The following is a 25,872-nucleotide window of genomic DNA, read 5'->3' on the forward strand; positions in this document are numbered from 1 at the left end:
ATGCCCACACTTTTCGATCCGATCAAGATCGGCGACCTGGAATTGGCCAATCGCGTCATCATGGCTCCGCTGACCCGCTGCCGCGCCGAGCCTGGCCGCGTACCCGGCGAGCTGATTGCCGAATACTACGGCCAGCGCGCCGAAGCTGGCCTGATCATCAGCGAAGCCACGTCGGTTACCCCGATGGGCGTCGGCTACCCCGACACACCCGGCATCTGGTCTGCCGAGCAGGTTCAGGGCTGGAAGAAGGTCACCGATGCCGTGCATGCCAAGGGCGGCAAGATCGTGTTGCAGCTGTGGCATGTCGGCCGGATATCCGACCCGATCTACCTCGACGGCCAACTACCGGTCGCTCCGAGCGCGATCAAGCCGGCTGGCCACGTCAGCCTGGTACGGCCGATGAAGGGCTACGAAACACCCCGTGCACTGGCAACCGATGAAATCGCCGGCATCGTCGAGGCGTACCGCAAGGGCGCCGAAAACGCCCGCGAAGCCGGCTTCGACGGCGTCGAAATACACGGTGCCAACGGCTACCTGCTCGACCAGTTCCTGCAGGACAGCACCAACCAGCGCACCGATCAGTACGGCGGTTCCCTGGAAAATCGTGCTCGGCTACTGCTGGAAGTGACGGATGCCGCAGTTGGCGTCTGGGGTCCTGGCCGGGTCGGCGTTCATCTGGCGCCGCGGGCCGATGCCCACGACATGGGTGATTCCAACCGCGCCGAAACCTTCGGCTATGTCGCTCGCGAGCTGGGCAAGCGCGGCATCGCCTTCATCTGTACCCGCGAAAAGGCCGGTGAGGACAGCCTGGGCCCACAGCTGAAGGAAATCTTCGGCGGCGTCTACATCGCCAACGAACGCTTCACCAAAGAACAGGCCAATGCCTGGCTGGACGAAGGCAAGGCAGACGCCGTCGCCTTTGGCATTCCCTATATCGCCAACCCGGATCTGGTTCAGCGTCTACGCCAGGATGCCCCGCTCAACGAACCGCGCCCCGAGCTGTTCTACGCACAGGGCGCCGAGGGCTACACCGATTATCCGTCGCTCTAGCTCCTTGCGATGGAAAGGCCCGACCGGGTAACCGGCCGGGCCTTTTTTTTAGGCTCAGAAGTGGCTTGGCAATGCGTGGATGAGGCTTCGCCGTCATCCACCCTACGCCTTCAACGCCTGTGCGTGATGGCGCAGGTGATCATCGATGAAGCTGGCGATAAAGTAGTAACTGTGATCGTAGCCAGGCTGGATGCGTAGCGTCAGCGGATGCTCGGCAGCCTTGGCGGCCGCCTCGAGCGCCTCGGGCTTGAGCTGGCTGGTCATGAAGTCATCGCGGTCGCCCTGATCGACCAGTATCGGCAGTTTCTCCTGCGCCTTGGCGACAAGCGCGCAGGCGTCCCACTCGCGCCAGCGCGAACGATCGCTGCCGAGGTAGCCGCTGAACGCCTTTTCGCCCCATGGGCAATCGGCCGGATTGGTGATCGGCGCGAATGCAGATAGCGACTGGTAACGGCCTGGATTTTTCAGGGCGCAGACCAGCGCGCCGTGGCCCCCCATGGAGTGGCCGCTGATGCCGCGCTTGTCCGACACCGGAAACTTCGCTTCGATCAGCGCAGGCAGCTCGTCGACCACATAGTCGTACATGCGGTAGTGCTGCGCCCAAGGTGCTTCGGTGGCGTTGAGATAGAAGCCGGCCCCAAGCCCGAAGTCATAAGCCGCGTTCGGGTCATCGGGCACGCCAGCGCCACGCGGACTGGTATCCGGCGCGACGATGATCAAGCCAAGCTCAGCCGCCAAACGATGCGCACCCGCCTTCTGCATGAAGTTTTCGTCGGTACAGGTCAGGCCGGACAGCCAGTAGAGCACGGGCAGTTTCTCGCCCTGCTCGGCCTGGGGTGGCAGATATACCGCGAAGATCATGTCGCAATTCAAACTGGTCGAACGGTGCCGATAGCGCTTGTGCCAGCCGCCGAAGCTTTTCTGGCAGGAAATGTTTTCCATAAAGACCCCGAAAAAGCCGAGAAGAGCGCCGGAGGCTGGAGGCCGGACGATTCGCTTCTTCGTTCAGCCTCCAGCCTTCAGCGCTCCTATCGGCTATTAAAAATGAATAACGGTGCGAATGCTCTTGCCTTCGTGCATAAGGTCGAAGGCCTTGTTGATCTCATCCAGCCCCATGTTGTGAGTGATGAAGGTGTCCAGCGGGATCTCGCCCTTCTGCGATTTTTCGACGTAGCCCGGCAGTTCGCTGCGGCCCTTGACGCCGCCGAAGGCGCTGCCGCGCCAGACGCGGCCGGTCACCAGCTGGAACGGACGGGTGCTGATCTCGGCGCCGGCCGGCGCCACGCCGATGATGGTCGACTCGCCCCAGCCCTTGTGGCAGCACTCCAAGGCCGCGCGCATCAGTTGCACGTTGCCGATGCACTCGAAGCTGTAGTCGACGCCGCCATCGGTCATCTCGACGATCACTTCCTGAATCGGCTTGTCGTGGTCCTTCGGGTTGACGAAGTCGGTGATGCCCAGCTCACGCGCCACGGCTTCCTTGGCAGGGTTGATGTCGATGCCGATGATGCGCGAAGCCTTGGCCATCTTGGCGCCGATGATCGCCGCCAGGCCGATGCCACCGAGTCCGAAGATGGCTACCGTAGCGCCCTCTTCCACCTTGGCGGTATTGAGCACCGCACCGATACCGGTGGTGACACCGCAGCCCAGCAGGCAAACCTTGTCCAGCGGCGCTTCCTTCGGAATCACTGCTACGGAAACCTCCGGCAGCACGGTGTACTCGGAAAAGGTCGAACAGCCCATGTAGTGGTACACCGGTTGCCCCTGGTAGGAGAAGCGGCTGGTACCGTCCGGCATCAGGCCTTTGCCCTGGGTTGCGCGGACCGAGCTGCACAGGTTGGTCTTGTTGGATTTGCAGAATTTGCACTGACCGCATTCGGCGGTGTAGAGCGGGATCACATGATCGCCGACAGTCACCGAAGTCACGCCTTCGCCCACGGCCTCGACGATACCGCCACCCTCGTGCCCGAGAATGCAGGGGAACACGCCTTCCGAATCCTGTCCGGACAGGGTATAGGCGTCGGTATGGCAGACACCTGAAGCGACGATTCGTACCAGTACCTCGCCTGCCTTGGGCGGCTCGACGTCCACTTCGACGATCTGCAAAGGTTGATTTGGGGCAAAGGCAACTGCCGCACGGGACTTGATGGTCATGAACGCTTACTCGCGAGTGGATAAAGTGCAAGCAGTGTAGTTTGCCCTGCCTGAAGGGTTAATACGGCATTTATGGAAACATTGTTGCCACACAGGGATAATCCCGAACATACACCCTTCCGATATGAGGAGTCGATGGTGAATCGCTGGGAAGGCCTCGACGAATTCGTCGCGGTGGCCGAATGCGGTAGCTTCATGCGAGCTGCAGAGCAGTTGAGGGTTTCTTCCTCGCATATCAGCCGACAAGTCGCCCGTCTCGAGGAGCGCCTGCAGGCGCGCCTGCTCTACCGCACCACGCGGCGGGTCTCGCTGACCGAAGCCGGCCACACCTTTCTGAGCCGCTGCCAAAGGCTGATCGAGGAGCGCGACGAGGCCTTTCATGCGGTCAGCGATCTGCACGCGGCGCCTACCGGCCTGCTGCGCATGACGGCGGCGGTCGCATATGGCGAACGCTTCATCGTCCCGCTGGTAAACGACTTCATGGCTCAGCATCCACAGCTGCGGGTCGAAATCGAGTTGTCGAACCGCACCCTGGATCTGGTTCAGGAGGGTTACGATCTGGCCATACGCCTGGGTCGGCTCAGCGAATCGCGGCTGGTTGCGACGCGTATCGCGCCACGTGCCATGTATCTGTGCGCGGCGCCGGCCTATCTGGAACGCTACGGACGACCGCACACCCTGTCGGAACTGGCGCGGCACAACTGCCTGGTCGGCACGGCCGATACCTGGATGCTTCAGGTGGACGGACGTGAACACCCGTTCAGACCGACCGGAAACTGGCGCTGCAACAGCGGCCAGGCGGTTCTCGATGCGGCGCTCAGGGGCTTCGGCCTTTGCCAGCTGCCTGACTATTACGTTCAGGAACCGCTACGTCGTGGCGAACTGGTTGCCTTGCTGGAAGCCAACCAGCCGCCTAACACGGCCGTCTGGGCCGTTTACCCACAGCGCCGATACCCCTTGCCGAAGGTCCGCCTGCTGGTCCACGCCCTCAAGGAAGGTCTGGCCAAGCGTCCGGAGTACCGCAGCCAACGCGACTGAGTTGCGACTGCACCGCATGTCCGACGCCAGTGGCCAGGCGGAACCCGGCTTAACCCACCACGTCTGAAGTTGTGAAGCCGGCGCCTCCGGCCCCCTGCTTGAGCGAGCCGGCGATTCGATCAGGAGGACAACATGCAGATTCTGGTGAACAGCAATCACAGCGTCAACGTGACCAGCAGCCTCGAGGAACAGGTCAAGGCGGCAGTGGAAAGCGAGCTGGAGCGTTTCGATGATCAGCTGACCCGAGTCGAAGTTCATCTCAACGATGAGAACAGCGGAAAGAGCGGCCCCCAGGATAAGCGCTGCCAGATGGAAGCCCGGGTGAAAGGCCACGAGCCCATCTCAACCAGCCACAAGGCGGACTCGCTGACACTTGCCATCGATGGCGCCGCGGAAAAACTCCATCACGCGCTGGCCCATGCGCTGGACAAACTCAACCATCACTGAACCAACCTGAACCAGACCGTCATCTCATCAGGGAACGAACCATCTGACTACGAGAGGCCGTGTATGAACAGATTGCTCGATCGTGAAACCCTTTCCCAATTGCTGGCCAAACGCCAAGGGCCCTGCCTTTCGCTTTATCAACCTACTCACCGCAGCTTTCCGGAGCGCCAGCAGGATCCGATCCGCTTCAAGCATCTGGTGCGCCAGCTGGAAGACTCGCTCAAGCAGCAAGGTCGCGCCGACCAGGCCAAGACGCTACTCAAGCGATTCCATGCACTGATCGACGACGTCGATTTCTGGAACGCCAACCGTGATGGGCTCGCCGTGTTCGGTGCCGCCGATTATTTCGAGGTATTCCGCCTGCAGCGCAGCGTGCCGGAACTCGCGGTCGCCAACGATCGCATGCACCTCAAGCCGTTGCTTCGTATCGCCCAGTCTGCCGATCGTTATCAGATTCTTGCGATCACCCTCGACTCGGTCCGCCTGTTCGAAGGCAATCGTGACGGCATCGACGAGGTCCCGCTCGCCGACGGCGTACCGAAGACGATTGAAGAAGCGTTGGGTCGTGAACTGACCGAGAAAGGCCAGACGGGCTTCCCCCAAGGCTTTGGCCGGGCCAGTGAGCGTGGCGACCCGATGCAGATGGAAAGCGGCGGTGCCGGCCGGCAGGACGAGATTGACCGTGATCGCGAGCGCTTCTTCCGCGAAGTGGACCGGGCGATCCTGGAGCACCACAGCCGCAAGTCCCGGTTGCCGCTCATCCTTGCAGCGCTCCCGGAACACCAGTCCCATTTCCGCAAACTCAGCCACAACGAGTTTCTGCTTCCAGAGGGAATCGAGAGTGACGCATCGCTGTTGAGCCATGACGACCTGCGCGCGAAGAGCTGGATGGTGATGCAACCACGCTACATCCAACGCCTCGAGGGCTTCCTTAACCAGTACGGGGAATCGCATGGGCAAGGCTTGGCAACCGACCAACTCGAGCAGATAGGCCAGGCCACAATCGAAGGACGTGTCGCGACCTTGTTGGTGGAAGCCGAACGGCAGATTCCGGGCGTTGCGGACAAGGAACGGGGCAAGGCGTTGGCCGTCGACGACGATTCGGCCACCACGCCGGACCTGCTCGATGAACTGACCATCTGGACGCTGGAGCAAGGCGGCGAGGTAATTTCGGTACCCACCGAACGCATGCCGACTCAAAGCGGCGCGGCCGCCATCTACCGCTACTAGCCAGACCGGCGCACGCCAGGAGGGTTGACTCTCTCCTGGCTCACCGCCACAGCGGAGCGTTATCTGGCATCAGAGCCGCCAGCGCTGTTCCAGCCACTGCAAATCTTCCGGCCGCGTTACCTTGAGGTTGTCAGCGCGTCCCTCGACAAGCTTCGGCGAATGCCCCGCCCACTCCAGCGCCGAAGCTTCGTCGGTAATCGCAACGCCAGCGGCCAACGCTTCGGCCAGCGTCTCGCATAAGGTACCGAGCCGGAACATCTGCGGTGTGAACGCCTGCCATATCACGCTGCGATCGACCGTCTCCTGAACACGCCCGTCAGGGCCAGCCCGCTTGAGCGTATCGCGAGCAGGCACAGCGAGCAGCCCGCCCACCGGATCATCCGCGAGTTCGGCCAGCAGCCTGTCCAGGTCCTCCCGCGCCAGGTTGGGCCGCGCCGCGTCATGCACCAGCACCCAATCCTCCGTCTGTGCACCCAGCTCGAACAGCCGGCGCAGCCCGGCGAGCACAGAATCGGCGCGCTCGCCTCCTCCATCAGCCCGCTGCACGCGCGGGTCGTTGGCAACGGAAAGATTCGGCCAGTACGGATCATCAGCGGCCAGGCTGACGACCAGACCCTGGAGCCGGGGATGGTCGAGGAAACGGCCTAGGGTATGTTCGATGATCGTCATACCAGCCAGTGGCAGGTACTGTTTTGGTCGATCGGCGCGCATGCGACTACCCACCCCGGCGGCGGGAATGACGACCCAGAAAGACGGAAGCATGGTCAGATCACTCGGCGAGCTGGTAGAGGGTCTCGCCCTCCTTGACCATGCCAAGCTCATGACGGGCACGCTCCTCTACGGTCTCCATGCCCCGCTTGAGCTCCTTGACCTCGGCCTCGAGGATGCGGTTTCGCTCGAGCAAGCGCTGGTTCTCGCCCTGCTGTTCAGCAATCTGTTTGTTCAGCCCGCTGACCTGGGCCAGGCTCCCCTCGCCCACCCAAAGGCGATACTGCAAGCCACCCAACAACAGGAGCAAGACGACGAACAACCAGTAGGGACTGCGCATGGAGGACATGGAACGAATTCGATTGGTTTCGGCTAACGATGTATAGGCAGCGGACAGAATCATGCTCGGCCTTCCTTGGCTAATGCGCCTTTGTACGGCGGACCTTAGCAGTGCTGACCGCCGACCACAAAAAAGGGCGACTAACGCCGCCCCTTTCTAGCACGCCCGGTATCAACCACGAAACTCGGCACGGCCCTTGTAGGGCGCTTTTCCGCCGAGCTGCTCTTCGATACGCAGCAGCTGGTTGTACTTGGAGACGCGGTCCGAACGGCACAGCGAGCCGGTCTTGATCTGGCCTGCAGCCGTACCAACGGCCAGGTCGGCAATGGTGTGATCCTCGGTCTCGCCGGAGCGGTGGGAAATCACAGCCGTGTAGCCAGCCGCCTTGGCCATCTGGATGGCTTCCAAGGTCTCGGTCAGCGAGCCGATCTGATTGAACTTGATCAGGATCGAGTTGGCGATGCCCTTATCGATGCCTTCCTTGAGGATCTTGGTGTTGGTCACGAACAGATCGTCGCCGACCAGCTGAACCTTGCTGCCGATCTTGTCGGTCAGGACCTTCCAGCCAGCCCAGTCGGACTCGTCCATGCCGTCTTCGATAGAGATGATCGGGTAGCGCTCCGACAGGCCCGCCAGGTAGTCGGCAAAGCCGGTCGCGTCGAAAGCCTTGCCTTCACCGGCCAGGTCGTACTTGCCGTTCTCGAAGAACTCGCTGGAGGCGCAATCGAGCGCCAGCGTGACATCGTCACCCAGCTTGTAGCCGGCGTTGGCAACCGCTTCAGCGATAGCAGCCAGTGCGTCTTCGTTGGACGCCAGGTTCGGCGCGAAACCGCCTTCGTCACCCACGGAGGTGCTCAGGCCACGAGCCTTCAGCACGGCCTTGAGATGATGGAAGATCTCGGCGCCCATGCGCAGCGCATCGGCGAAGGTCTTGGCACCGACCGGCTGCACCATGAATTCCTGGATGTCGACGTTATTGTCGGCATGCTCGCCGCCGTTGATGATGTTCATCATCGGCACCGGCATGGAGTACTGGCCGGGCGTACCGTTGAGGTTGGCGATGTGCGCGTACAGCGGCAGATCCTGATCCTGCGCAGCGGCCTTGGCGTTAGCCAGCGACACCGCGAGAATGGCGTTGGCGCCCAGCGAAGCCTTGTTCTCGGTACCGTCGAGTTCGATCATGGCGCGGTCGAGCGCCTTCTGGTCCAGCGGATCCTTGCCCAGCAGCAGATCACGGATCGGGCCATTGATGTTGCTGACAGCTTTCAGCACACCTTTGCCCATGTAACGGCTCTTGTCGCCATCGCGCAGTTCCAGCGCCTCACGAGAACCGGTGGACGCACCGGACGGCGCGCAAGCGCTGCCGACGATACCGTTATCCAGGATAACGTCCGCTTCCACGGTGGGGTTGCCACGGGAGTCGAGAACCTCACGCCCTTTGATGTCGACGATCTTTGCCATTTTTTATTAACACTCCGTAGATAGCTTCAAGGCTTCAAGCAGTTTCGATTGGCGAAAAATTCTTGATCAGGTCATCCAGCTGCTTGAGCTGGTTGAGGAACGGTTCGAGCTTGTCCAGCCGCAAGGCACAGGGTCCGTCGCACTTGGCATTTTCCGGATCCGGGTGCGCCTCCAGAAACAGCCCGGCGAGCCCTTGGCTGAGGCCGGCCTTGGCAAGATCCGTAACCTGAGCACGACGACCACCTGCCGAGTCGGCGCGGCCGCCGGGCATTTGCAGCGCGTGTGTGACATCGAAAATCACCGGATATTCCATCCGCTTCATGATGTCGAAGCCGAGCATGTCGACGACCAGGTTGTTGTAGCCGAACGACGAGCCACGTTCGCAGAGGATCAGCTGGTCGTTGCCCGCCTCCTCGAACTTGGTGAGGATGTGCTTCATTTCCTGCGGCGCAAGGAACTGGGCTTTCTTGATGTTGATGACCGCACCGGTCTTGGCCATGGCCACTACCAGATCGGTCTGGCGCGACAGAAAGGCCGGCAGCTGGATGATGTCGCAGACCTCGGCAACCGGCTGCGCCTGGTGCGGCTCGTGTACGTCGGTGATCACCGGCACGCCGAAGGTCTTCTTCACCTCCTCGAAGATGCGCATCCCTTCTTCCAGGCCCGGGCCGCGGAACGAGTGGATCGAGGAGCGATTGGCCTTGTCGAAGCTGGCCTTGAAGATGTAGGGGATACCGAGCTTCCCGGTGACCTTGACGTAGGTTTCGCAGATCTGCAGCGCGAGGTCGCGGGACTCGAGTACGTTCATGCCGCCGAACAGCACGAATGGCTTGTCGTTGGCGATCTCGATGTTGCCGACGCGGATGGTTTTCTGACTCATGCCTTGCCCGCCTTGTGATCCAGCGCTGCCTTGACGAAACCGCTGAACAGCGGATGCCCGTCACGCGGCGTGGAGGTGAATTCGGGGTGGAACTGGCACGCCACGAACCACGGATGATCAGGCGCCTCGACCACTTCGACCAGTGCGCCGTCACCGGAGCGTCCAGTAATCTTCAAACCGGCGGCCTGCAGCTGCGGCAGGAGGTTGTTGTTGACCTCGTAGCGATGACGGTGGCGCTCGACGATGCGTTCCTTGCCATAGCAGGCATACACGTTGGAGCCTGCTTCAAGACCGCATTCCTGTGCGCCCAGGCGCATGGTGCCACCCAGATCGGATGCATCGGTGCGGGTTTCCACAGTGCCTGCCGCGTCCGCCCACTCGGTGATAAGACCGACGACCGGGTGGCCGCTGTCCTTGTCGAACTCGGTGGAGTTGGCATCTGCCCAGCCCAGCACGTCACGGGCGAATTCGATTACTGCCACCTGCATGCCGAGGCAAATGCCCAGGTAAGGAATCTTGTTCTCGCGCGCGTATTTGACGGTGGCTATCTTGCCTTCCACACCGCGCAGGCCGAAACCACCCGGAACCAGAATCGCGTCCATACCTTCCAGCAGGCCGGTACCCTGGTTCTCGATGTCTTCAGAGTCGATGTAACGCAGGTTCACCTTGGTGCGGCTCTGGATGCCAGCGTGGCTCATGGCCTCGATCAGTGATTTGTACGCATCCAAGAGTTCCATGTACTTGCCGACCATGGCGATAGTGACTTCTTTCTCAGGATTCAGCTTGGCATCGACCACGCGGTCCCATTCAGAGAGATCAGCGCCGCCGCATTCCAAGCCGAAGCGCTCGACAACGAAGTCATCCAGACCCTGCGCGTGCAACACACCGGGAATCTTGTAGATGGTGTCCACGTCTTCCAGACTGATCACCGCGCGCTCTTCGACGTTGGTGAACAGCGCGATCTTGCGGCGCGAGGACACATCGATCGGATGGTCGGAACGGCACACCAGCACATCCGGCTGCAGGCCGATGGAGCGTAGCTCCTTGACCGAGTGCTGGGTCGGCTTGGTCTTGGTCTCACCGGCAGTGGCGATGTAGGGAACCAGCGTCAGGTGCATCAGCATGGCGCGCTTGGCGCCGACTTCGACGCGCAGTTGGCGAATCGCCTCGAGGAAGGGCTGCGATTCGATGTCGCCGACGGTTCCGCCGACTTCTACCAGCGCGACGTCGGCATCACCGGCGCCCTTGATAATGCGGCGCTTGATCTCGTCGGTAATGTGCGGAATGACCTGGATGGTCGCACCCAGGTAGTCGCCGCGACGCTCGCGACGCAGCACGTCTTCGTAGACACGGCCGGTGGTGAAGTTGTTGGCCTTGCTCATCGTCGTGCGAATGAATCGCTCGTAATGCCCCAGGTCCAGGTCGGTCTCGGCGCCGTCGTGGGTGACGAACACCTCACCGTGCTGGAACGGGCTCATGGTGCCCGGATCGACGTTGATGTAAGGGTCCAGCTTGAGCATCGTGACCTTCAGGCCCCGCGCCTCCAGGATGGCCGCCAAGGATGCCGAGGCGATGCCTTTCCCCAATGAAGAAACAACACCACCCGTGACGAAGATGTAGCGCGTCATGAAAAACCCTAGAAGTCTGCGTTAAGCGGTCAGCGCCGCCGGGGAAAAGCGAAGGTGCCACTGCGCCAGAGGCGGCAATAGCGGAACTGCCACGGTTTTCGAAGAAAGCCGCAGAAGCTGTATTGGGACGGGAGCGTAGTCTACTCGAAAGACCCCATCAGCTCAAACCTGGCGTCGGTCGGCGGCGTCCAGACCAGCGACAGTGGCTCGACGTCCACCTGCGGCAGATTCGCCACCGCAACGAGCTCGTTCCCCCGGTAGAGCAACGGCAGGCGTGAGCGAACGAAACCCGGCACCCCGGCCTCGTTGAACAATCGTTTGAGGTCACGTCGGCCGCGCCCGGGCACGTTCAGCGACTCGCCGCCCTGGCGATACCGCACCTGTAGCGAGCGCTCGCTGCCTTGACCTGACAGTCGCACGCTGCCATTACCGGGCAGCTGTAGCGCACTATCGGGCTGCGGCCAGTCGACCGGCTCGCTCGGCGCCACCAGCCAGGACCCGGAAAGCCACCAGATGCGCCCATCCCCTCGATGCAGCTCGCCTGCCGCCAAACGCCAGATCGGTGCGGCATCGACAGCGGCGTCGCGCAACGCATCCCAACCCGCCCAATGATCGCTATCGGGCAGCGTCGTCCGCGTCACTAGCCAATGCCGCAGCGCATTGCGCTGGCGAGCGGGGCTGAGCCGCGTCAACGCCGCCAGGCAAAGGCTCGGCACCGTCAACCATGAATGACGACCACCCAGCCGAGCCTGCTGCAGATCGATCTCGGCCAGGTCGTCCAGCAAGTACTGCGCTTCGGCCAGATGCGCGGCAGCACGCGCCATGCTGACCGACGCGCCCGGCCAGCGCTGCTGCAAGAGCGGCACGACCTGATGTCGAAGGTAGTTGCGCGTATGATCGGTGCATTGATTGCTCGGATCTTCGATCCAGACCAACCCGTGCGCTTGTGCATAGGCGTAGAGCTCTGCGCGGTCGGCGCCCAGCAATGGCCGAACCAGCCAGCCGCCACCCAGCTTTCGTGCGGTGGGCATGCCGGCCAGCCCGCGCACCCCTGCGCCGCGCAGCAGACGAAAGAGCATGGTTTCAGCCTGATCGTCTCGATGCTGGGCGGTGAACAGCACCTCCGCAGCGCCCAAATGCTCGCCGAATGCAGTGTAGCGCGCCTCCCGAGCGGCACGCTCAAGACTCGGGCCGCGCTCAACCCGAACGCGCACCACCTGTAACTCCATGCCCAGCGCGTCGCAGACGGACCGACAATGCGCAGGCCAGCCATCGGCCGCGGACTGCAGACCGTGGTGAACATGGATCGCGCTTACTGCCGGCAACCGCTCACGAGCCGACAAGCGCGCTAGTAGATGCAGCAGGACGGTCGAGTCGAGCCCCCCGGAAAACGCCACGCGCCAACGCGGCGCCTCGCGCCAGGGTTGCAGGGCATCAAGCAGACGGGACTCAAGAGACATGGGTAGCAGTTCTGCCACGGGAATACGGGAATACGGGAATACGGGCGCCAGCATAAATCGAAAAAACCGTGCGTTAGCCCACCAATTGCAAGCGAGCCGCACAACGCGTGCGGCTCGCGCTTTTGTCTCAGGCATAAAAAACGGCGGGAGAGCCCGCCGTTCTTCGCAGCCCGACGCCAGGTCAGGCGATACCGTAGCTCATCAGACGCTCATAGCGACGGGTAAGCAAGGCTTCGGTGTCGAGCCCCTTGAGCATGTCGAGCTGAGCGGTCAGCTCCTCGCGCAAGGAAGCAGCGGTCGACGCAGGATTGCGATGAGCGCCGCCCAAAGGCTCGGAAATCACCTTATCGACGATACCCAAATCCTTCAGGCGCTCGGCGGTGACGCCCATGGCCTCGGCCGCTTCCGGCGCCTTGTCCGCGGTACGCCAGAGAATCGAGGCGCAGCCTTCGGGCGAGATCACCGCATAGGTGGAATACTGCAGCATGTTCAGCTGATCGCAGACACCGATGGCCAGCGCACCGCCCGAACCACCTTCACCGATCACGGTGGCGATGATTGGCGTCTTCAGACGCGCCATCACGCGCAGGTTCCAGGCGATCGCCTCGCTCTGGTTGCGCTCCTCGGCGTCGATCCCCGGGTAGGCACCCGGCGTGTCGATAAAGGTCAGGATCGGCATCTTGAAGCGCTCGGCCATTTCCATCAGGCGACACGCCTTGCGATAGCCTTCCGGACGCGGCATGCCGAAGTTGCGGCGCACCTTTTCACGGACCTCACGCCCCTTTTGATGACCGATCACCATGACCGGCTCGCCATTCAGGCGAGCCGTGCCGCCTACGATAGCGGCGTCATCGGAGAAGTGGCGGTCACCATGCAGTTCTTCGAACTCGGTGAAGAGATGACTGATGTAATCCAGCGTGTAGGGGCGCTGTGGGTGGCGGGCCAGGCGAGCGATCTGCCAGCTGGTGAGATTGCCGAAGATGCTCTCGGTGAGCGACTCGCTCTTGTCTTGCAGGCGGGCAATTTCGTCGCCGATGTTCAGCGAGTTGTCATTACCAACCAGGCGCAATTCTTCGATCTTGGCTTGAAGGTCGGCGATCGGCTGTTCGAAATCGAGAAAATTCGGGTTCATAGGCATCCGTCATGCGTCGACGGCCAGGAGGCCGGGAGGCTGTTCCGTTTTTTGCGCCCTACCTTACGGGACGGACGCATTCAGGTCGAACAAAATGTTCGCAATCATGACCCGATCAACGATCGGGCCGGTCGGGAGGCACTCGACCTGCGAGCCAGCATCGGCGCGCAGTTCCGCTACGTCCCGCTATCGGTATTGCAGAAAGACGTTGTCGCGACCGAACTGGTCACGCAATGCCTGAATCAAGTTGTCGGCCGGATCGATCCGCCAGCTTTCGCCAAACTGCAGCAAGGCCCGCGCATCGTTGCTGGTGTACTCCAATGTGATCGGGCAGGCGCCGCGGTGGCGTCCGCAGACATCGGCCAACCAGCGCACCCGATCCCCTTTCAGTGCATCGCCGGCAACCTTCACTCTCAGGCTCTCGGCCAGCCCGGTGCGCGCCTCTTCCAGGCTCATCACCCGCTTGGCCCGCAGGCGCAGGCCACCGGAAAAATCGTCATTGCTGACTTCGCCCTCCACCACGACCAGCGCGTCGGTCTGCAGCAACGCCTGCGCGCTGTTGAAGGCTTCGGCGAAGAGTGACGCTTCGATTCGCCCGGACCGGTCATCCAGGGTAATGAAGCCCATCTTGTCACCCTTCTTGTTCTTCATCACGCGCAGGTTGACGATCAGCCCGGCAATGGTCTGCTCGCCCCGCGCCGGACGCAGATCGATGATCCGCTGGCGGGCGAAGCGGCGGACTTCCCCTTCGTATTCATCGATGGGATGACCGGTCAGGTAGAGGCCGAGGGTGTCCTTCTCGCCCTTGAGGCGTTCTTTCAGGGACAACTCGCGAGCCTTGCGATGATTGGCGTATACGTCGGCCTCCGGCTCGGCGAACAGCCCGCCGAACAGGTCCATGTGACCGCTGTCGAGACTGCGCGCTGTCTGTTCGGCCGCTTGAATGGCTTCTTCCATGGCCGAGAGCAACACCGCACGGTTGCGATCGATGTTCGCCTGATAGGCCTTGGGTTCATCGGAGAAATACGGACCGAGACGATCCAGTGCACCGCCGCGGATCAGCGCTTCCAGCGTGCGCTTGTTGATTCGCTTGAGATCGACGCGGCTGCAGAAGTCGAACAGGTCCTTGAACGGCCCGCCCTCGTTGCGGCACTCACAAATGGCCTCGACCGGCCCTTCGCCGACCCCCTTGATCGCACCCAGGCCGTAAATAATCCGGCCGTCCTCGCTGACCGTGAACTTGAATTCGGAATTGTTCACATCCGGCGCATCGATGCGCAGCTTCATGCTGCGGCACTCTTCGATCAGCGTGACCACCTTGTCGGTGTTGTGCATATCGGCCGACAACACGGCAGCCATGAACGGCGACGGGTGATGCGCCTTGAGCCACGCGGTCTGATACGAGACCAGGCCATAGGCGGCCGAGTGCGATTTGTTGAAACCGTAGCCAGCGAATTTTTCCACCAGATCGAAGATGTTGCCGGCCAGGTCGGCATCGATGCCGTTCTTGGCGCAGCCCTCGATGAAGCCACCGCGTTGCTTGGCCATTTCCTCGGGCTTCTTCTTGCCCATGGCGCGGCGCAGCATGTCCGCCTGGCCGAGGGTGTAACCGCCCATGACCTGGGCGATCTGCATCACCTGCTCCTGGTACAGGATGATGCCGTAGGTGGGCGCCAGCACCGGCTTGAGGCCTTCGTACTGGTAGTCCGAATGCGGGTAGGAGATCTCCGCACGTCCGTGCTTACGGTTGATGAAGTCGTCCACCATGCCCGACTGCAAAGGGCCGGGGCGGAACAGCGCAACGAGTGCGATGAGGTCTTCCAGGCAGTCCGGCTTGAGCTTCTTGATCAGCTCCTTCATGCCGCGCGATTCAAGCTGGAATACCGCGGTCGTCTCGGCTTTTTGCAGCAACGAGTAGGTCGGCTTGTCATCCAGCGGGATGAAGTCGATGTTGACCGGCTCGAGTCCCTTGCGCGCCTGCTCGCGGTTGATCGTCTCCAGCGCCCATTTGATGATGGTCAGGGTGCGCAGGCCGAGGAAGTCGAACTTGACCAGACCGGCCTGCTCGACGTCGTCCTTGTCGAACTGGGTCACCAGGCTGCCGCCTTCGTCGTCACAGGCGATCGGCGCGAAATCGGTCAGTTTGGTCGGCGCGATGACCACGCCACCGGCGTGCTTGCCGGTGCCGCGGGTGATGCCTTCGAGCTTGAGCGCCATGTCCCAGATTTCCCGCGCGTCTTCATCGACGGCGAGGAAATCCCGGAGTGGCTCTTCCATCTCGTAGGCTTTCTCGAGGGTCATGCCGACTTCGAAGGGAATCATCTTCGACAGACGATCGGCCAGACCGTAGGACTTGCCCTGCACCCGCGCCACGTCGCGCACTACCGCCTTGGCCGCCATGGTGCCGAAGGTGATGATCTGGCTGACCGCGTTGCGGCCGTACTTCTCGGCCACGTAATCGATCACGCGGTCGCGGCCGTCCATGCAGAAGTCGACGTCGAAGTCGGGCATGGAAACGCGCTCGGGGTTGAGGAAGCGCTCGAACAGCAGGTCATAGGCCAGCGGATCGAGATCGGTGATCTTCTGCACATAGGCCACCAGCGAGCCGGCACCCGAGCCCCGTCCAGGCCCCACCGGCACGCCGTTGTTCTTGGCCCACTGGATGAAGTCCATAACGATCAGGAAGTAACCCGGGAAGCCCATCTGGATGATGATGTCCAGTTCGAAATTCAGCCGGTCGATATAGACCTGCTTCTTCGCTTCGTAATCCGGCGTGTCCTTGGGCAGCAGCACTTCGAGGCGCTCCTCGAGACCGTCGAACGAGACCTTGCGGAAGTACTCGTCCATGGTCATGCCGGCCGGCACGGGGAAATCCGGCAGGAAGTAGGTGCCAAGCTGCACCTCGATGTTGCAGCGTCGAGCGATCTCGACGGTGTTCTCCAGCGCCTCGGGCAGGTCGCTGAACAGCTCCCACATTTCCTCCGGCGACTTCAGGTATTGTTGGTCCGAATAGTTACGCGGCCGCCGTGAGTCATCGAGGGTCCGGCTTTCTCCGATGCAGACGCGCGTTTCGTGGGCCTCGAAATCTTCTTGCTTGAGGAAGCGCACGTCGTTGGTCGCGACCAGCGGTGCATTGCAACGCTGCGCCAGCGCAACGGCAGCATGCAGATGCTCTTCGTCATTGACCCGGCTGGTACGTTGCACTTCGAGGTAGAAGCGCTGCGGGAACGCTGCCTGCCATTCGGCCAGCAGCGCCTCGGCCAACGCCTCCTCGCCGTCGAGCAGCGCATGGCCGATCTCCCCTTCCTTGGCGCCAGACAGTGCGATCAGCCCTTCGGCAGCGGTCTTGACCCAGTCTCGCTCAATGATGATCTGATCGTTGCGCTGCCCCTCGGTCCAGCCGCGCGAAACCAGCTCGGTGAGATTTCGGTAGCCCTTGCCGTTCATGGCCAGCAGCGTCATCCGGCTGAGTGGGCCATCCTCTTCGCGACTGGCCAGCCAGATGTCGGCGCCGCAGATCGGCTTGATTCCGGCGCCCTGAGCGGCTTTGTAGAACTTGACCAGCGAGCACATGTTGCTCTGATCCGTAACGGCCACCGCTGGCATCCCCGCCCCCGCAACCGACTTGACCAGGGGTTTGACGCGCACCAACCCGTCGACCAGGGAATACTCGGTATGCAGGCGAAGATGGACGAATGAAACAGGCATGAGCGGACCTTGGACTGGCGAAACGACAAGCCGGAAATTGTACCGGAAAGCCTGGGTGATTTAGACGGCTGGCAATGGGTTACCTTGCCAGCGAAGGGTCAGTTCAGACGGACAGCGCAACCGTGGCGCTGTTGGAATCGGCAAGACCGACCGACTCAAGCAGGTTACGAACCGGGGCGAACGAGCGTCGGTGAATGATGGTCGGGCCCAAGCGCTGCAACGCCTCCAGGTGATGCGGCGTCGGGTAGCCCTTGTGGGCCGCGAGCCCGTAACCGGGATAACACAGGTCAAGCGCGCACATTTCCCGGTCACGGCTGACCTTGGCCAGAATAGAGGCGGCTGCGATGGCCGGCACCTGCCCATCACCCTGGATTACCGGCGCGCTGGGCACAGCGAGCTGGGGACAGCGATTGCCGTCTATCAGGGCCAACCGCGGCGTTACACTCAAGCCTTCGACCGCGCGCTGCATCGCCAGCATGGTGGCGTGGAGGATGTTCAGTTGGTCGATTTCATGCACCTCGGCGCGGGCAATGCACCAGGCCAGCGCCTTCTCGCATATCTCGTCGAACAGGACTTCACGCCGTGCCTCGGTGAGCTTCTTCGAATCGTTGAGCCCTTCGATGGGGCGCCGCGGATCGAGAATTACCGCGGCTGTCACGACGGGACCGCACAGCGGGCCACGGCCGACCTCGTCGACACCGGCGACCAGCTCTTCGACCAGATTGAAATCGAGCCCCATCTGCATCAGTTCGCCCCGACCAATTCGAGCACCGCGCTGGCGGCCTGACTCGATGCATCACAACGCAGGGTTCGATGGATGGCATCAAACCCCTCGGTCTGTACGTCACCATTATCCAGCAGAGGCGACAGCAATCGAGCCATCGCGTCCGGCGTTGCCGCATCCTGCAGAAGCTCCGGCACCAGAAGGCGCTGAGCGAGCAGATTGGGCAGCGCCACATACGGACTTCTCACCATGCGCTTGAGAATACGGAAGGTCAGCGGCGCGACGCTATAGGCCACCACCATCGGACGCTTGTACAGCAAGGCCTCGAGCGTCGCGGTACCGGAGGCGATCAATACGGCGTTGCACGCAGCCAGCGCTGCATGGGATTGGCCGTCGAGCAAGGTCAACGGAAGATCGCGACCCGCCAGTATCTGCTCCAGTTGCGCACGACGTTCGGGACTGGCGCATGGCACCACGAAGCGGATACCGGGGCGCATGGAACGCAGCCGTTCGGCCGCCGCCAGGAAGAGCGGGCCAAGGCGCCCCACCTCGCCACCACGGCTACCGGGCATCAACGCGACGACCAGCCCGTCCTGCGGCAGTTGCAGCTCGGCACGCGCCGCGGCCCTATCGGGTATCAGCGGAATGGCGTCGGCCAGCGGATGCCCAACGAAACGCACCGCCACCTGGTGGGCATCGTAGAACTTCGCTTCGAAGGGAAACAGCGTGAGCATCAGGTCGCAGGCATCGCGGATCTTCAACACCCGGTTCTGTCGCCAGGCCCATACCGAAGGGCTGACATAATGCACGGTCTTGATGCCGTTGCGCCTCAGCTTGAGCGCCAGGTCAAGATTGAAGTCCGGCGCATCGATACCGATGAAGACATCGGGACGCACATCGAGAAAAGTCTTGAACAGCCGTTTGCGGCGCGCCAGCAATTCAGGCAAACGGCCGAGCACCTCGACCAGCCCCATCACCGCCAGCCGCTCGAGTGGAAAATAGGATCGCAGTCCTTGCGCTTCCATGCGAGGCCCACCGATGCCGATGAATCGGACGTCAGGGTGGCGCGCCTTGAGCGCTTGCATCAAGCCCGCCCCAAGGATATCGCCGGATGCCTCGCCGGCCACCAGCGCGACTGTCAGTGGCCTGGACATGGTCAGCGCGTAATCCCGCGACTGGACGCCTGCACCGAATCCCGGAACAACGCGACCTCGGGGAACGCCTGAGCATCGGCAGCCAGCGCCGCCAGCGCGGCCTCGACGGTCAGCCCCTTGCGATACACGATCTTGTAGGCGTTGCGCAGTGCCAGAATGGCTTCATCACTGAAACCGCGACGACGCATGCCTTCGAAGTTCATGCTGCGTGCTTCGGCCGGGTTGCCGAATACGGTGACAAAGGCCGGAACATCCTTGCCGATCGCGGTGCCCATCCCCGAAAAGCTGTACGCACCGATGTGGCAGTACTGATGCACCAGCGTGTAACCGGACAGAATCGCCCAGTCGCCAACGTGCACATGTCCAGCCAGCGCGGTGTTGTTCACCAGAATGCAGTGATTGGCGATCACGCTGTCATGGCCGATATGGGCATAGGCCATGATCAGGTTATGGTCACCGATGGTGGTTTCGCTGCGATCCTGCACGGTCCCGCGATGGATGGTCACGCCTTCGCGGATCACATTGTGATCGCCGATCACCAGGCGGGTTGGTTCGCCCTTGTATTTCAGATCGGGCGTATCTTCCCCCACCGAGGAAAACTGGAAGATCCGATTATGCCGACCGATGCGGGTCGGTCCTTTGATGATCACGTGAGGCGCGATCACCGTACCCTCGCCTATCTCGACATCCGGGCCGATGATCGACCAAGGGCCAACCTGGACGTCATCCGCCAGTCGGGCCGCAGGATCGACGATGGCGCGAGGGTCGATCAAACTCATATCTTCTGTTCCGCACAAATGATTTCAGCCGAGCATACTGGCTTGCCGTCGACACTGGCACGGCAGTCGAACTTCCAGATGCCCCGCTTGGCGCTGATGAACGACGCCTCGAGAATCAGCTGATCGCCCGGCACGACGGGCTGGCGGAAGCGCAACTTGTCCGAACCGACGAAGTAGTAGAGCGTGCCGTCAGCCGGTTTGACCCCCATCATCTTGAAGCCAAGCAGGCCTGCCGCTTGCGCCATCGCCTCGATGATCAGCACGCCAGGCATGATCGGGTGCTGAGGAAAATGCCCATTGAAGAACGGCTCATTGATCGTGACGTTCTTGAAGGCGCGAACACGCTTGGCTTCCGTATCCAACTCCACCACCCTATCGACTAGCAGGAAGGGATAGCGGTGGGGAAGGTATTCGCGAATTTCGTTGATATCCATCATATGGAGAAAAAGCCCGTTAGGATTGTGGGAGCCAGCACGGCAAGCAGTCGTACAACCCGCTAGCGAAAGCCTCTAGCAGGGGCCATCAGACGACAGGGTCAGGCATCAGAAGACGTATCCCCGCCCGGGGTCACGCTAGCCAGACGTTTTTCCACTTGCTGCAGGCGACGAGCCATGTCATCGAGATGACGAATCCGAGCGGCACTCTTGCGCCACTCCGCCGCTGGCTGCATGGCCGTTCCCGAGGAATAGCTCCCGGGTTCGGTGATCGACCGGGTGACCATGGTCATGCCAGTGATGAACACGTTGTCACAGACCTCGATATGCCCAACGAGCCCAACGCCCCCCGCAATCATGCAATTGCGGCCAATCTTGGTACTGCCGGATATCCCCGTACAGCCAGCCATCGCCGTGTTGTCACCGATCTGGACGTTGTGAGCGATCATGATCTGATTATCCAGCTTGACGCCATTACCGATCACCGTGTCCGAGATCGCACCACGATCGATGGTGGTGTTGGCGCCGATCTCGACATCGTCTCCGATGCGCACGCCACCGAGCTGAGCGATCTTCTCCCAACTGCCCTGCTCATTGGCGAAACCGAATCCCTCACCGCCGATTACCGCACCTGGCTGAATGACCACTCGCTCGCCGATGATCACGTCATGGCAGAGCGTCACCCGAGCGGCCAGCCGGCCACCCGCGCCAATACGGCTACGCGCCCCCACTACCGATTGAGCACCGATTTCGACCCCCGGACCGATCCAGGCGTCCGCCTCGATCACTACCTGGGCACCGATGCGCGCTGAAGGATCGATTTCAGCTCGAGGATCGATAATGGCGCTGGGGTGGATGCCCATGCCCGTGACTGGCCGCGTTTCGAACAGATGCGAGAGACGCGCGTAAGCCAGATACGGATTCGGGACCACGAGCGCAGCGCCCGCATAGCCCTCGGCATCCTTCGCTGTGAGCAACACAGCACCGGCCTTGGTCGTGGCGAGATACTTCCGATATTGAGCGTTGGCCAGGAAGCTCAGTTGTTCAGAGCCGGCATCCTGCAACGTTGCCAGCCCCGACACCTGCAGCGAGGCATCGCCTCGCAGTTCGGCTCCGAGCCGCTCGGCCAGGGCGCCGAGCGTATAAATGACTCCGCTCATCAACGCAGCTGGTTCATGCGCTCGATGACTTGGCGGGTAATGTCATATTGCGGTTTGACATCCACCACTGCGCCGCGCTCGAGCACCAGGTCGTAATCACCTTTCTTGATGACTTCTTCCACCGACTTGTCCAGCTTGGGTTTGAGCTGCTTGAGCATGTCGCGATCGGCTGCGGCCTTGGACTCGTTGAGCTCCTTGGAAAGGAACTGGAAATCCCGTGCCTTCTGCTTGAATTCCAGCTCGAGACGCTCACGCTCGGCCTGTTGCATCTTGTCGCCGTCCTTGCCCAGGCGGTCCTGGATGCGCTTGGCATCGCTTTCCAGGCCTTTGAGCTTCTCAAGCTGCGGGCCGAATTTCTTCTCGGCATCCACCGAGTAACGCTTGGCTGCGTCCGACTCGAGCAAAGCCATCTGGTAATTCATCACCGCAATCTTCATTTCAGCGAACGCGGGGGTTGCCACTAGAGCTGCGGCAACGACAAGCAATTGGGTCAACTTACGCACGGTATACACCACTCTTCAGGAATGCGCTGGAGCGTCGCTCCAGGGGATTAAAAGGTTTGGCCCAGCGAGAACTGGAAGACCTGGGTATCGGCGTCATCCGGCTTCACCACCGGCATCGCCAGGCTGAAACTCAAGGGCCCCATCGCAGTGATCCAGGTCAGGCCGACGCCAACCGAGCTGGCCATGTCGCCAAAATCGATATCGCTGCACTTGGTGGAGCCCGACGGGCAATTGGTATCGTAGACGTTACCGACATCCCAGAACACCGAGGTACGCAAAGAACGCTGATCCTTGACGAAAGGCATCGGGAATAGCAGTTCCATCCCGCCCTGGATCAATACGTTACCACCGTAGGGCAGCGCGTCCTGATCCGGATCGGCAATAGTTCCCTCGTTTCCGGTCACGTCCTCGCCACGGCTCGGCGTACTGCGTGGACCAAGGCTGCTGTCTTTGAAGCCACGAACCGAGTTGAAGCCACCGGCATAGTAGTGCTCGTAGAATGGCAAGCGCGACGTTGAGCCATAGGCATCACCGTAGCCCAGCTGAGTGTGCAGGCGCATGGTGTAGGTCTTGCTGACTGGCACGAATAGCTGGGCATTGTAGTCGAGCTTGTAGAACGACAGATCGCTACCCGGAATGGTGGTTTCCAGCGAGAGGCTCTGGGAATGACCGCGGGTGGCCAGCACGCCTCGGTTGAGCGTCGATTCGGACCAACCCACCGACGCCTTGAAGTTGAGGTAGCTGTCGCCCTCCTCCTTCATGAAGTCGAAGATCTCATCCACCGTGTAACGGCCACTGTCGATGGTGTCCTGTTGGGCCGACAGACCGAACGACAGACGCGATGTCTCGCTGATCGGATAGCCGATATTGACGCCCGCACCCAGACTGTCGACCGAGTAGCTGGAAACATCGTAATCGAGCTCGTCGTAGTCAGTGGTCCGGTAGAAGGCGTTGTAGCCGAGGCTGACGCCATCTTCGGTCCAGTAGGGGTCGACGAAGCCGAAGTTGTAGCGCGACTGGTATTCGCTGCGGGTCAAACCTACGCTGACGCGGTTGCCGGTACCCAGGAAGTTGTTCTGGCTGATCGAGCCGCCAAGGATGAGACCAGCGTTTTGCGCGAAGCCGATGCTGGCCATGATCGAACCGGACGGCTGCTCTTCGACGCTATAGTTCACGTCGATCTGGTCATCGGTGCCAGGCACCTGAGGCGTTTCGACGTTCACTTCCTTGAAGAAGCCCAGGCGCTCGAGGCGGGTCTTGGACTGGTCGATCAGATAGGTCGAGGCCCAGCCGCCTTCCATCTGACGCATCTCGCGACGCAGCACCTCGTCTTCGGTCTTGGTGTTACCCCGGAAGTTAATCCGGTTGACATAGGCACGCTTGCCCGGATCGACCACGAAGGTGATCGCAACGGTATGGTCCTCGTCGTTGGTTTCCGGCACACCGTTTACGTTGGCGAAGGTGTAGCCCTCGTTGCCCAGCCGGCGAGTGATCAGCTCGGACGTGGTGGTCATCACCTTGCGTGAGAACACCTGCCCCTCTTTCGCCAGCAACAAGGTCTGCAGTTCTTCCTGCGGCACCTTGAGATCGCCGCTCAGCTTGACGTCGCTGACGGTGTAGCGATCGCCTTCGGCAATGTTGACCGTGATATAGACGTCTTTCTTGTCCGGCGTGATGGATACCTGGGTCGAGGTGATATCCATGTTGATGTAGCCACGGTCCAAGTAATAGGAACGCAGACGCTCGAGGTCGCCGGAGAGCTTCTCCCGCGCATACTTGTCGTCGTTGCGGAAGAACGACAGCCAGTTGCTGGTCTTGAGCTCGAACAGATCGGTCAGGTCTTCCTCGGGGAAGACCGAGTTACCGACCACGTTGATGTGCTTGATAGAGGCTACCGAGCCTTCATTGATATTGATCTTCAGCGCTACGCGATTTCTTGGCTGTGGCACGACCTCGGTTTCAATCGTCGCCGAATAACGACCTTGGGCGACGTACTGACGTTGCAGCTCGTTACGCACCCCTTCAAGGGTGGCACGCTGGAAAATCTCGCCTTCGGCAAGGCCGGACTGCTGCAGACCGGAGAGCAGATCCTCGGTTTTGATGGCCTTGTTGCCTTCGATCTCGATACCGGAAATAGACGGACGCTCGACCACGTTGATCACCAGCACGTCGCCTTCACGACCGAGCTGGATGTCTTCGAAGAAACCGGTGCGGAACAGTGCGCGGGTAGCGTCGACCAGGCGACTGTCATCGGCTGCCTGGCCAACGTTCAGTGGCAACGCGCCAAAGACGCTACCGGCAGAAACGCGCTGAAGGCCATTGACGCGTATATCGGAGATGGTGAAGGACTCGGCGTGAACTTCGGCAATCATCAGTGCGGAGATAACCGCAGGTAGCAGCAGACGTTTCATGAAGTCCTTTCTTTTCAAACCTGATCATTGAACCTGCGCTTGGCGCGGCGACATCAAGGTATATGGCAGTTAAAGGCGGCCAAGGTCGTTGACCAGCGCAAGCAGCATCACCCCAACAACCAGGCTGATACCGATCTGTACTCCCCAGCCCTGGACCCTGTCCGACAACGGACGTCCACGAACCCACTCGACCAGATAGAAGAGTAGATGCCCACCATCCAGGACAGGGATAGGCAATAGATTGAGTATTCCAAGGCTAATGCTCAGGTAGGCGAGGAAGTTGAGAAAGTCGCCCGCGCCGGACTGTGCAGAAGCGCCCGCCACTTTAGCAATGGTTATCGGGCCGCTCAAGTTTTTTACCGAGAGCTCACCGAAGAGCATTTTCCTCATGGAATCGAGCGTCAGCACGCTCATCGTCCAGGTTCGGCGGACCGCTTCGCCGACCGCCCCGACCGGCCCGAAATTGACGTTGCGCAGCATCTCTTGCGGCCATTCCCCACCGGCAACCCCGGCGCCCAGGTAGCCGCGGCGCGCCTGGCCTTCACCCCGCTCGGCCAAAGTCAGAGGAAGGTCGATGAGCTGGCCGTCGCGCTCGACCTGCAGACGAACGGCCTGACCACCAAGCGGCCTGACGCGATCGATGACGTCCTGCCATTCTGTCAGCGGCTCGCCATCGAGACTGACCAGGCGATCACCCAGGCTCACACCAGCCGCCTGAGCGGGGCCGTCCGGGTCCAGTTGGGCAACGACCGGAGCGATTTGCGGACGCCAGGGCCTGATGCCCAGCGAGCCGATCGGATCCGGCTCCTCGACACCCTTCAACCAGTCGCTCAGCTCCAGATGGATCCGTTGCGTCTGATCTCCTTCCGCGCGGCGCACCTGCATTTCCAGCGAGCCGCTCTCGCCGAGACGCCTGATCAGTTGAAGATTGACATCCGCCCAGCCAGTTGTCGGCTTGCCGTTGATCTCTACGATCTCCTGGCCGGCCATCAGTCCGGCTCGCTCGGCCAGACTCCCCGGCTCGACAGCGCCGACCACCGGGCGCACCTGCTCGGTGCCGAGCATCGCCAGAACCCAGAAGAACACCAGCGCCAGCAGGAAATTGGCCAGCGGGCCCGCGGATACGATGGCGAAACGCTGCTTCACGGTCTTGCGATTGAACGCCTGGCCCAACAGCGCCGGCGACACCTCAGCCTCGCGCTCATCGAGCATCTTCACGTAGCCGCCGAGAGGAATAGCTGCCAGGACGAACTCGGTACCCTGACGGTCGTGCCAGCGAAACAGCGGTCGGCCGAACCCTACCGAGAACCGCAGGACTTTCACGCCGCAGCGACGTGCGACCCAGAAATGCCCATACTCGTGAAAGGTAACCAGCACCCCCAGCGCCACGAGGGTGCCGATGATCATGTACAGCGCGCCCATAATTTCCTCTGCCTCGAAAGGCTTATTTAGCAGCCACCGGACCCGGCGG

The 25,872-nt window shown here is 61.5% G+C and carries 21 protein-coding genes and 1 pseudogene; 4 read left to right on the top strand and 18 right to left on the bottom strand.

Annotated features, from left to right (window positions below):
- On the top strand, nt 1-1,050 hold the full coding sequence (locus KCX70_RS15480; RefSeq protein ID WP_212618074.1) for an alkene reductase: 1,050 nt from the start codon (nt 1-3) through the stop codon (nt 1,048-1,050).
- A 102-nt stretch (nt 1,051-1,152) separates the two neighbouring features.
- Here KCX70_RS15480 and fghA read toward each other — a convergent pair whose 3' ends face one another.
- Complete coding sequence (gene fghA, locus KCX70_RS15485) at nt 1,153-1,992, bottom strand: S-formylglutathione hydrolase (protein ID WP_212618075.1); 840 nt, start codon at nt 1,990-1,992, stop codon at nt 1,153-1,155.
- 96 nt (nt 1,993-2,088) lie between these two features.
- Nucleotides 2,089-3,204, bottom strand: coding sequence for an S-(hydroxymethyl)glutathione dehydrogenase/class III alcohol dehydrogenase (locus tag KCX70_RS15490; RefSeq protein WP_212618076.1), 1,116 nt, complete (start codon nt 3,202-3,204; stop codon nt 2,089-2,091).
- 138 nt (nt 3,205-3,342) lie between these two features.
- Here KCX70_RS15490 and KCX70_RS15495 point away from each other — a divergent pair, with 138 nt between their 5' ends.
- The 3 genes and pseudogenes from KCX70_RS15495 (at nt 3,343) to KCX70_RS15505 (ending at nt 5,919) form a co-directional block, all read left to right on the top strand.
- A complete protein-coding gene (locus KCX70_RS15495; protein ID WP_031310703.1) occupies nt 3,343-4,242 on the top strand; it encodes a LysR family transcriptional regulator in 900 nt (299 codons plus the stop codon).
- A 132-nt stretch (nt 4,243-4,374) separates the two neighbouring features.
- A pseudogene (gene hpf / locus KCX70_RS15500) lies at nt 4,375-4,677 on the top strand (ribosome hibernation-promoting factor, HPF/YfiA family); the annotation flags it as partial.
- A gap of 75 nt (nt 4,678-4,752) precedes the next feature.
- The gene (locus KCX70_RS15505) at nt 4,753-5,919 is read left to right on the top strand and encodes a hypothetical protein (protein ID WP_212618077.1); all 1,167 of its coding nucleotides are present in this window, start codon (nt 4,753-4,755) and stop codon (nt 5,917-5,919) included.
- Nucleotides 5,920-5,988: 69 nt separating this feature from the next.
- Here the strand turns inward: KCX70_RS15505 and ispD are convergent, their stop codons facing one another.
- The 16 genes from ispD to rseP all read right to left on the bottom strand — a co-directional run bounded on the left by ispD (nt 5,989) and on the right by rseP (nt 25,823).
- Nucleotides 5,989-6,681: a 2-C-methyl-D-erythritol 4-phosphate cytidylyltransferase gene (ispD, locus tag KCX70_RS15510; protein WP_212618078.1), complete on the bottom strand. Its 693-nt coding sequence runs from the start codon at nt 6,679-6,681 to the stop codon at nt 5,989-5,991.
- A 7-nt stretch (nt 6,682-6,688) separates the two neighbouring features.
- Complete coding sequence (ftsB, locus tag KCX70_RS15515; protein WP_031310704.1) at nt 6,689-6,967, bottom strand: cell division protein FtsB; 279 nt, start codon at nt 6,965-6,967, stop codon at nt 6,689-6,691.
- A 171-nt stretch (nt 6,968-7,138) separates the two neighbouring features.
- The gene (gene eno, locus KCX70_RS15520) at nt 7,139-8,428 is read right to left on the bottom strand and encodes a phosphopyruvate hydratase (protein WP_021206571.1); all 1,290 of its coding nucleotides are present in this window, start codon (nt 8,426-8,428) and stop codon (nt 7,139-7,141) included.
- A gap of 34 nt (nt 8,429-8,462) precedes the next feature.
- Nucleotides 8,463-9,308, bottom strand: a complete 846-nt coding sequence (gene kdsA / locus KCX70_RS15525) for a 3-deoxy-8-phosphooctulonate synthase (protein ID WP_212618079.1) — start codon at nt 9,306-9,308, stop codon at nt 8,463-8,465.
- A complete protein-coding gene (locus KCX70_RS15530; RefSeq protein WP_212618080.1) occupies nt 9,305-10,936 on the bottom strand; it encodes a CTP synthase in 1,632 nt (543 codons plus the stop codon). The genes kdsA and KCX70_RS15530 overlap by 4 nt, the downstream gene beginning before the upstream one ends.
- Nucleotides 10,937-11,076: 140 nt before the next feature.
- The gene (tilS, locus tag KCX70_RS15535) at nt 11,077-12,396 is read right to left on the bottom strand and encodes a tRNA lysidine(34) synthetase TilS (protein WP_212618081.1); all 1,320 of its coding nucleotides are present in this window, start codon (nt 12,394-12,396) and stop codon (nt 11,077-11,079) included.
- A 181-nt stretch (nt 12,397-12,577) separates the two neighbouring features.
- Nucleotides 12,578-13,528 carry an acetyl-CoA carboxylase carboxyltransferase subunit alpha gene (locus tag KCX70_RS15540; protein WP_021206575.1) on the bottom strand — a complete coding sequence of 317 codons (951 nt, stop codon included), beginning with the start codon at nt 13,526-13,528 and terminating at the stop codon, nt 12,578-12,580.
- Between the two features lie 186 nt (nt 13,529-13,714).
- A complete protein-coding gene (gene dnaE / locus KCX70_RS15545) occupies nt 13,715-17,236 on the bottom strand; it encodes a DNA polymerase III subunit alpha (RefSeq protein ID WP_212618082.1) in 3,522 nt (1,173 codons plus the stop codon).
- 103 nt (nt 17,237-17,339) lie between these two features.
- Nucleotides 17,340-17,981 (bottom strand): ribonuclease HII, encoded by a 642-nt coding sequence (gene rnhB / locus KCX70_RS15550; protein WP_021206577.1) that lies wholly within the window; start codon nt 17,979-17,981, stop codon nt 17,340-17,342.
- A complete protein-coding gene (gene lpxB / locus KCX70_RS15555; protein ID WP_212618083.1) occupies nt 17,981-19,114 on the bottom strand; it encodes a lipid-A-disaccharide synthase in 1,134 nt (377 codons plus the stop codon). The genes rnhB and lpxB overlap by 1 nt, the downstream gene beginning before the upstream one ends.
- A 2-nt stretch (nt 19,115-19,116) precedes the next feature.
- On the bottom strand, nt 19,117-19,893 hold the full coding sequence (gene lpxA, locus KCX70_RS15560) for an acyl-ACP--UDP-N-acetylglucosamine O-acyltransferase (RefSeq protein ID WP_212618084.1): 777 nt from the start codon (nt 19,891-19,893) through the stop codon (nt 19,117-19,119).
- Nucleotides 19,890-20,330, bottom strand: a complete 441-nt coding sequence (gene fabZ, locus KCX70_RS15565) for a 3-hydroxyacyl-ACP dehydratase FabZ (protein ID WP_021206580.1) — start codon at nt 20,328-20,330, stop codon at nt 19,890-19,892. Before fabZ ends, lpxA begins: the two co-directional genes overlap by 4 nt.
- A gap of 98 nt (nt 20,331-20,428) precedes the next feature.
- Entirely contained in the window at nt 20,429-21,490 is a 1,062-nt protein-coding gene (lpxD, locus tag KCX70_RS15570; protein WP_212618085.1) for a UDP-3-O-(3-hydroxymyristoyl)glucosamine N-acyltransferase, read from the bottom strand.
- Nucleotides 21,487-21,990, bottom strand: coding sequence for an OmpH family outer membrane protein (locus tag KCX70_RS15575; protein ID WP_031310707.1), 504 nt, complete (start codon nt 21,988-21,990; stop codon nt 21,487-21,489). The genes lpxD and KCX70_RS15575 overlap by 4 nt, the downstream gene beginning before the upstream one ends.
- A gap of 47 nt (nt 21,991-22,037) precedes the next feature.
- Nucleotides 22,038-24,401, bottom strand: a complete 2,364-nt coding sequence (bamA, locus tag KCX70_RS15580; RefSeq protein WP_102847182.1) for an outer membrane protein assembly factor BamA — start codon at nt 24,399-24,401, stop codon at nt 22,038-22,040.
- A gap of 69 nt (nt 24,402-24,470) precedes the next feature.
- On the bottom strand, nt 24,471-25,823 hold the full coding sequence (rseP, locus tag KCX70_RS15585; RefSeq protein WP_212618086.1) for an RIP metalloprotease RseP: 1,353 nt from the start codon (nt 25,821-25,823) through the stop codon (nt 24,471-24,473).
- Nucleotides 25,824-25,872: the final 49 nt, after the last annotated feature.

This window comes from Stutzerimonas stutzeri, from assembly GCF_018138085.1.
GTDB lineage: Bacteria > Pseudomonadota > Gammaproteobacteria > Pseudomonadales > Pseudomonadaceae > Stutzerimonas > Stutzerimonas stutzeri_AI.

What these genes read in the sequence shown, in the direction of transcription:
- KCX70_RS15480 (WP_212618074.1), top strand. Translation starts at nt 1, where the DNA reads ATGCCCACACTTTTCGATCCGATCAAGATCGGCGACCTGGAATTGGCC.
- fghA (WP_212618075.1), bottom strand. Translation starts at nt 1,992, where the DNA reads ATGGAAAACATTTCCTGCCAGAAAAGCTTCGGCGGCTGGCACAAGCGC.
- KCX70_RS15490 (WP_212618076.1), bottom strand. Translation starts at nt 3,204, where the DNA reads ATGACCATCAAGTCCCGTGCGGCAGTTGCCTTTGCCCCAAATCAACCT.
- KCX70_RS15505 (WP_212618077.1), top strand. Translation starts at nt 4,753, where the DNA reads ATGAACAGATTGCTCGATCGTGAAACCCTTTCCCAATTGCTGGCCAAA.
- ispD (WP_212618078.1), bottom strand. Translation starts at nt 6,681, where the DNA reads ATGCTTCCGTCTTTCTGGGTCGTCATTCCCGCCGCCGGGGTGGGTAGT.
- ftsB (WP_031310704.1), bottom strand. Translation starts at nt 6,967, where the DNA reads ATGCGCAGTCCCTACTGGTTGTTCGTCGTCTTGCTCCTGTTGTTGGGT.
- eno (WP_021206571.1), bottom strand. Translation starts at nt 8,428, where the DNA reads ATGGCAAAGATCGTCGACATCAAAGGGCGTGAGGTTCTCGACTCCCGT.
- kdsA (WP_212618079.1), bottom strand. Translation starts at nt 9,308, where the DNA reads ATGAGTCAGAAAACCATCCGCGTCGGCAACATCGAGATCGCCAACGAC.
- KCX70_RS15530 (WP_212618080.1), bottom strand. Translation starts at nt 10,936, where the DNA reads ATGACGCGCTACATCTTCGTCACGGGTGGTGTTGTTTCTTCATTGGGG.
- tilS (WP_212618081.1), bottom strand. Translation starts at nt 12,396, where the DNA reads ATGTCTCTTGAGTCCCGTCTGCTTGATGCCCTGCAACCCTGGCGCGAG.
- KCX70_RS15540 (WP_021206575.1), bottom strand. Translation starts at nt 13,528, where the DNA reads ATGAACCCGAATTTTCTCGATTTCGAACAGCCGATCGCCGACCTTCAA.
- dnaE (WP_212618082.1), bottom strand. Translation starts at nt 17,236, where the DNA reads ATGCCTGTTTCATTCGTCCATCTTCGCCTGCATACCGAGTATTCCCTG.
- rnhB (WP_021206577.1), bottom strand. Translation starts at nt 17,981, where the DNA reads ATGCAGATGGGGCTCGATTTCAATCTGGTCGAAGAGCTGGTCGCCGGT.
- lpxB (WP_212618083.1), bottom strand. Translation starts at nt 19,114, where the DNA reads ATGTCCAGGCCACTGACAGTCGCGCTGGTGGCCGGCGAGGCATCCGGC.
- lpxA (WP_212618084.1), bottom strand. Translation starts at nt 19,893, where the DNA reads ATGAGTTTGATCGACCCTCGCGCCATCGTCGATCCTGCGGCCCGACTG.
- fabZ (WP_021206580.1), bottom strand. Translation starts at nt 20,330, where the DNA reads ATGATGGATATCAACGAAATTCGCGAATACCTTCCCCACCGCTATCCC.
- bamA (WP_102847182.1), bottom strand. Translation starts at nt 24,401, where the DNA reads ATGAAACGTCTGCTGCTACCTGCGGTTATCTCCGCACTGATGATTGCC.
- rseP (WP_212618086.1), bottom strand. Translation starts at nt 25,823, where the DNA reads ATGGGCGCGCTGTACATGATCATCGGCACCCTCGTGGCGCTGGGGGTG.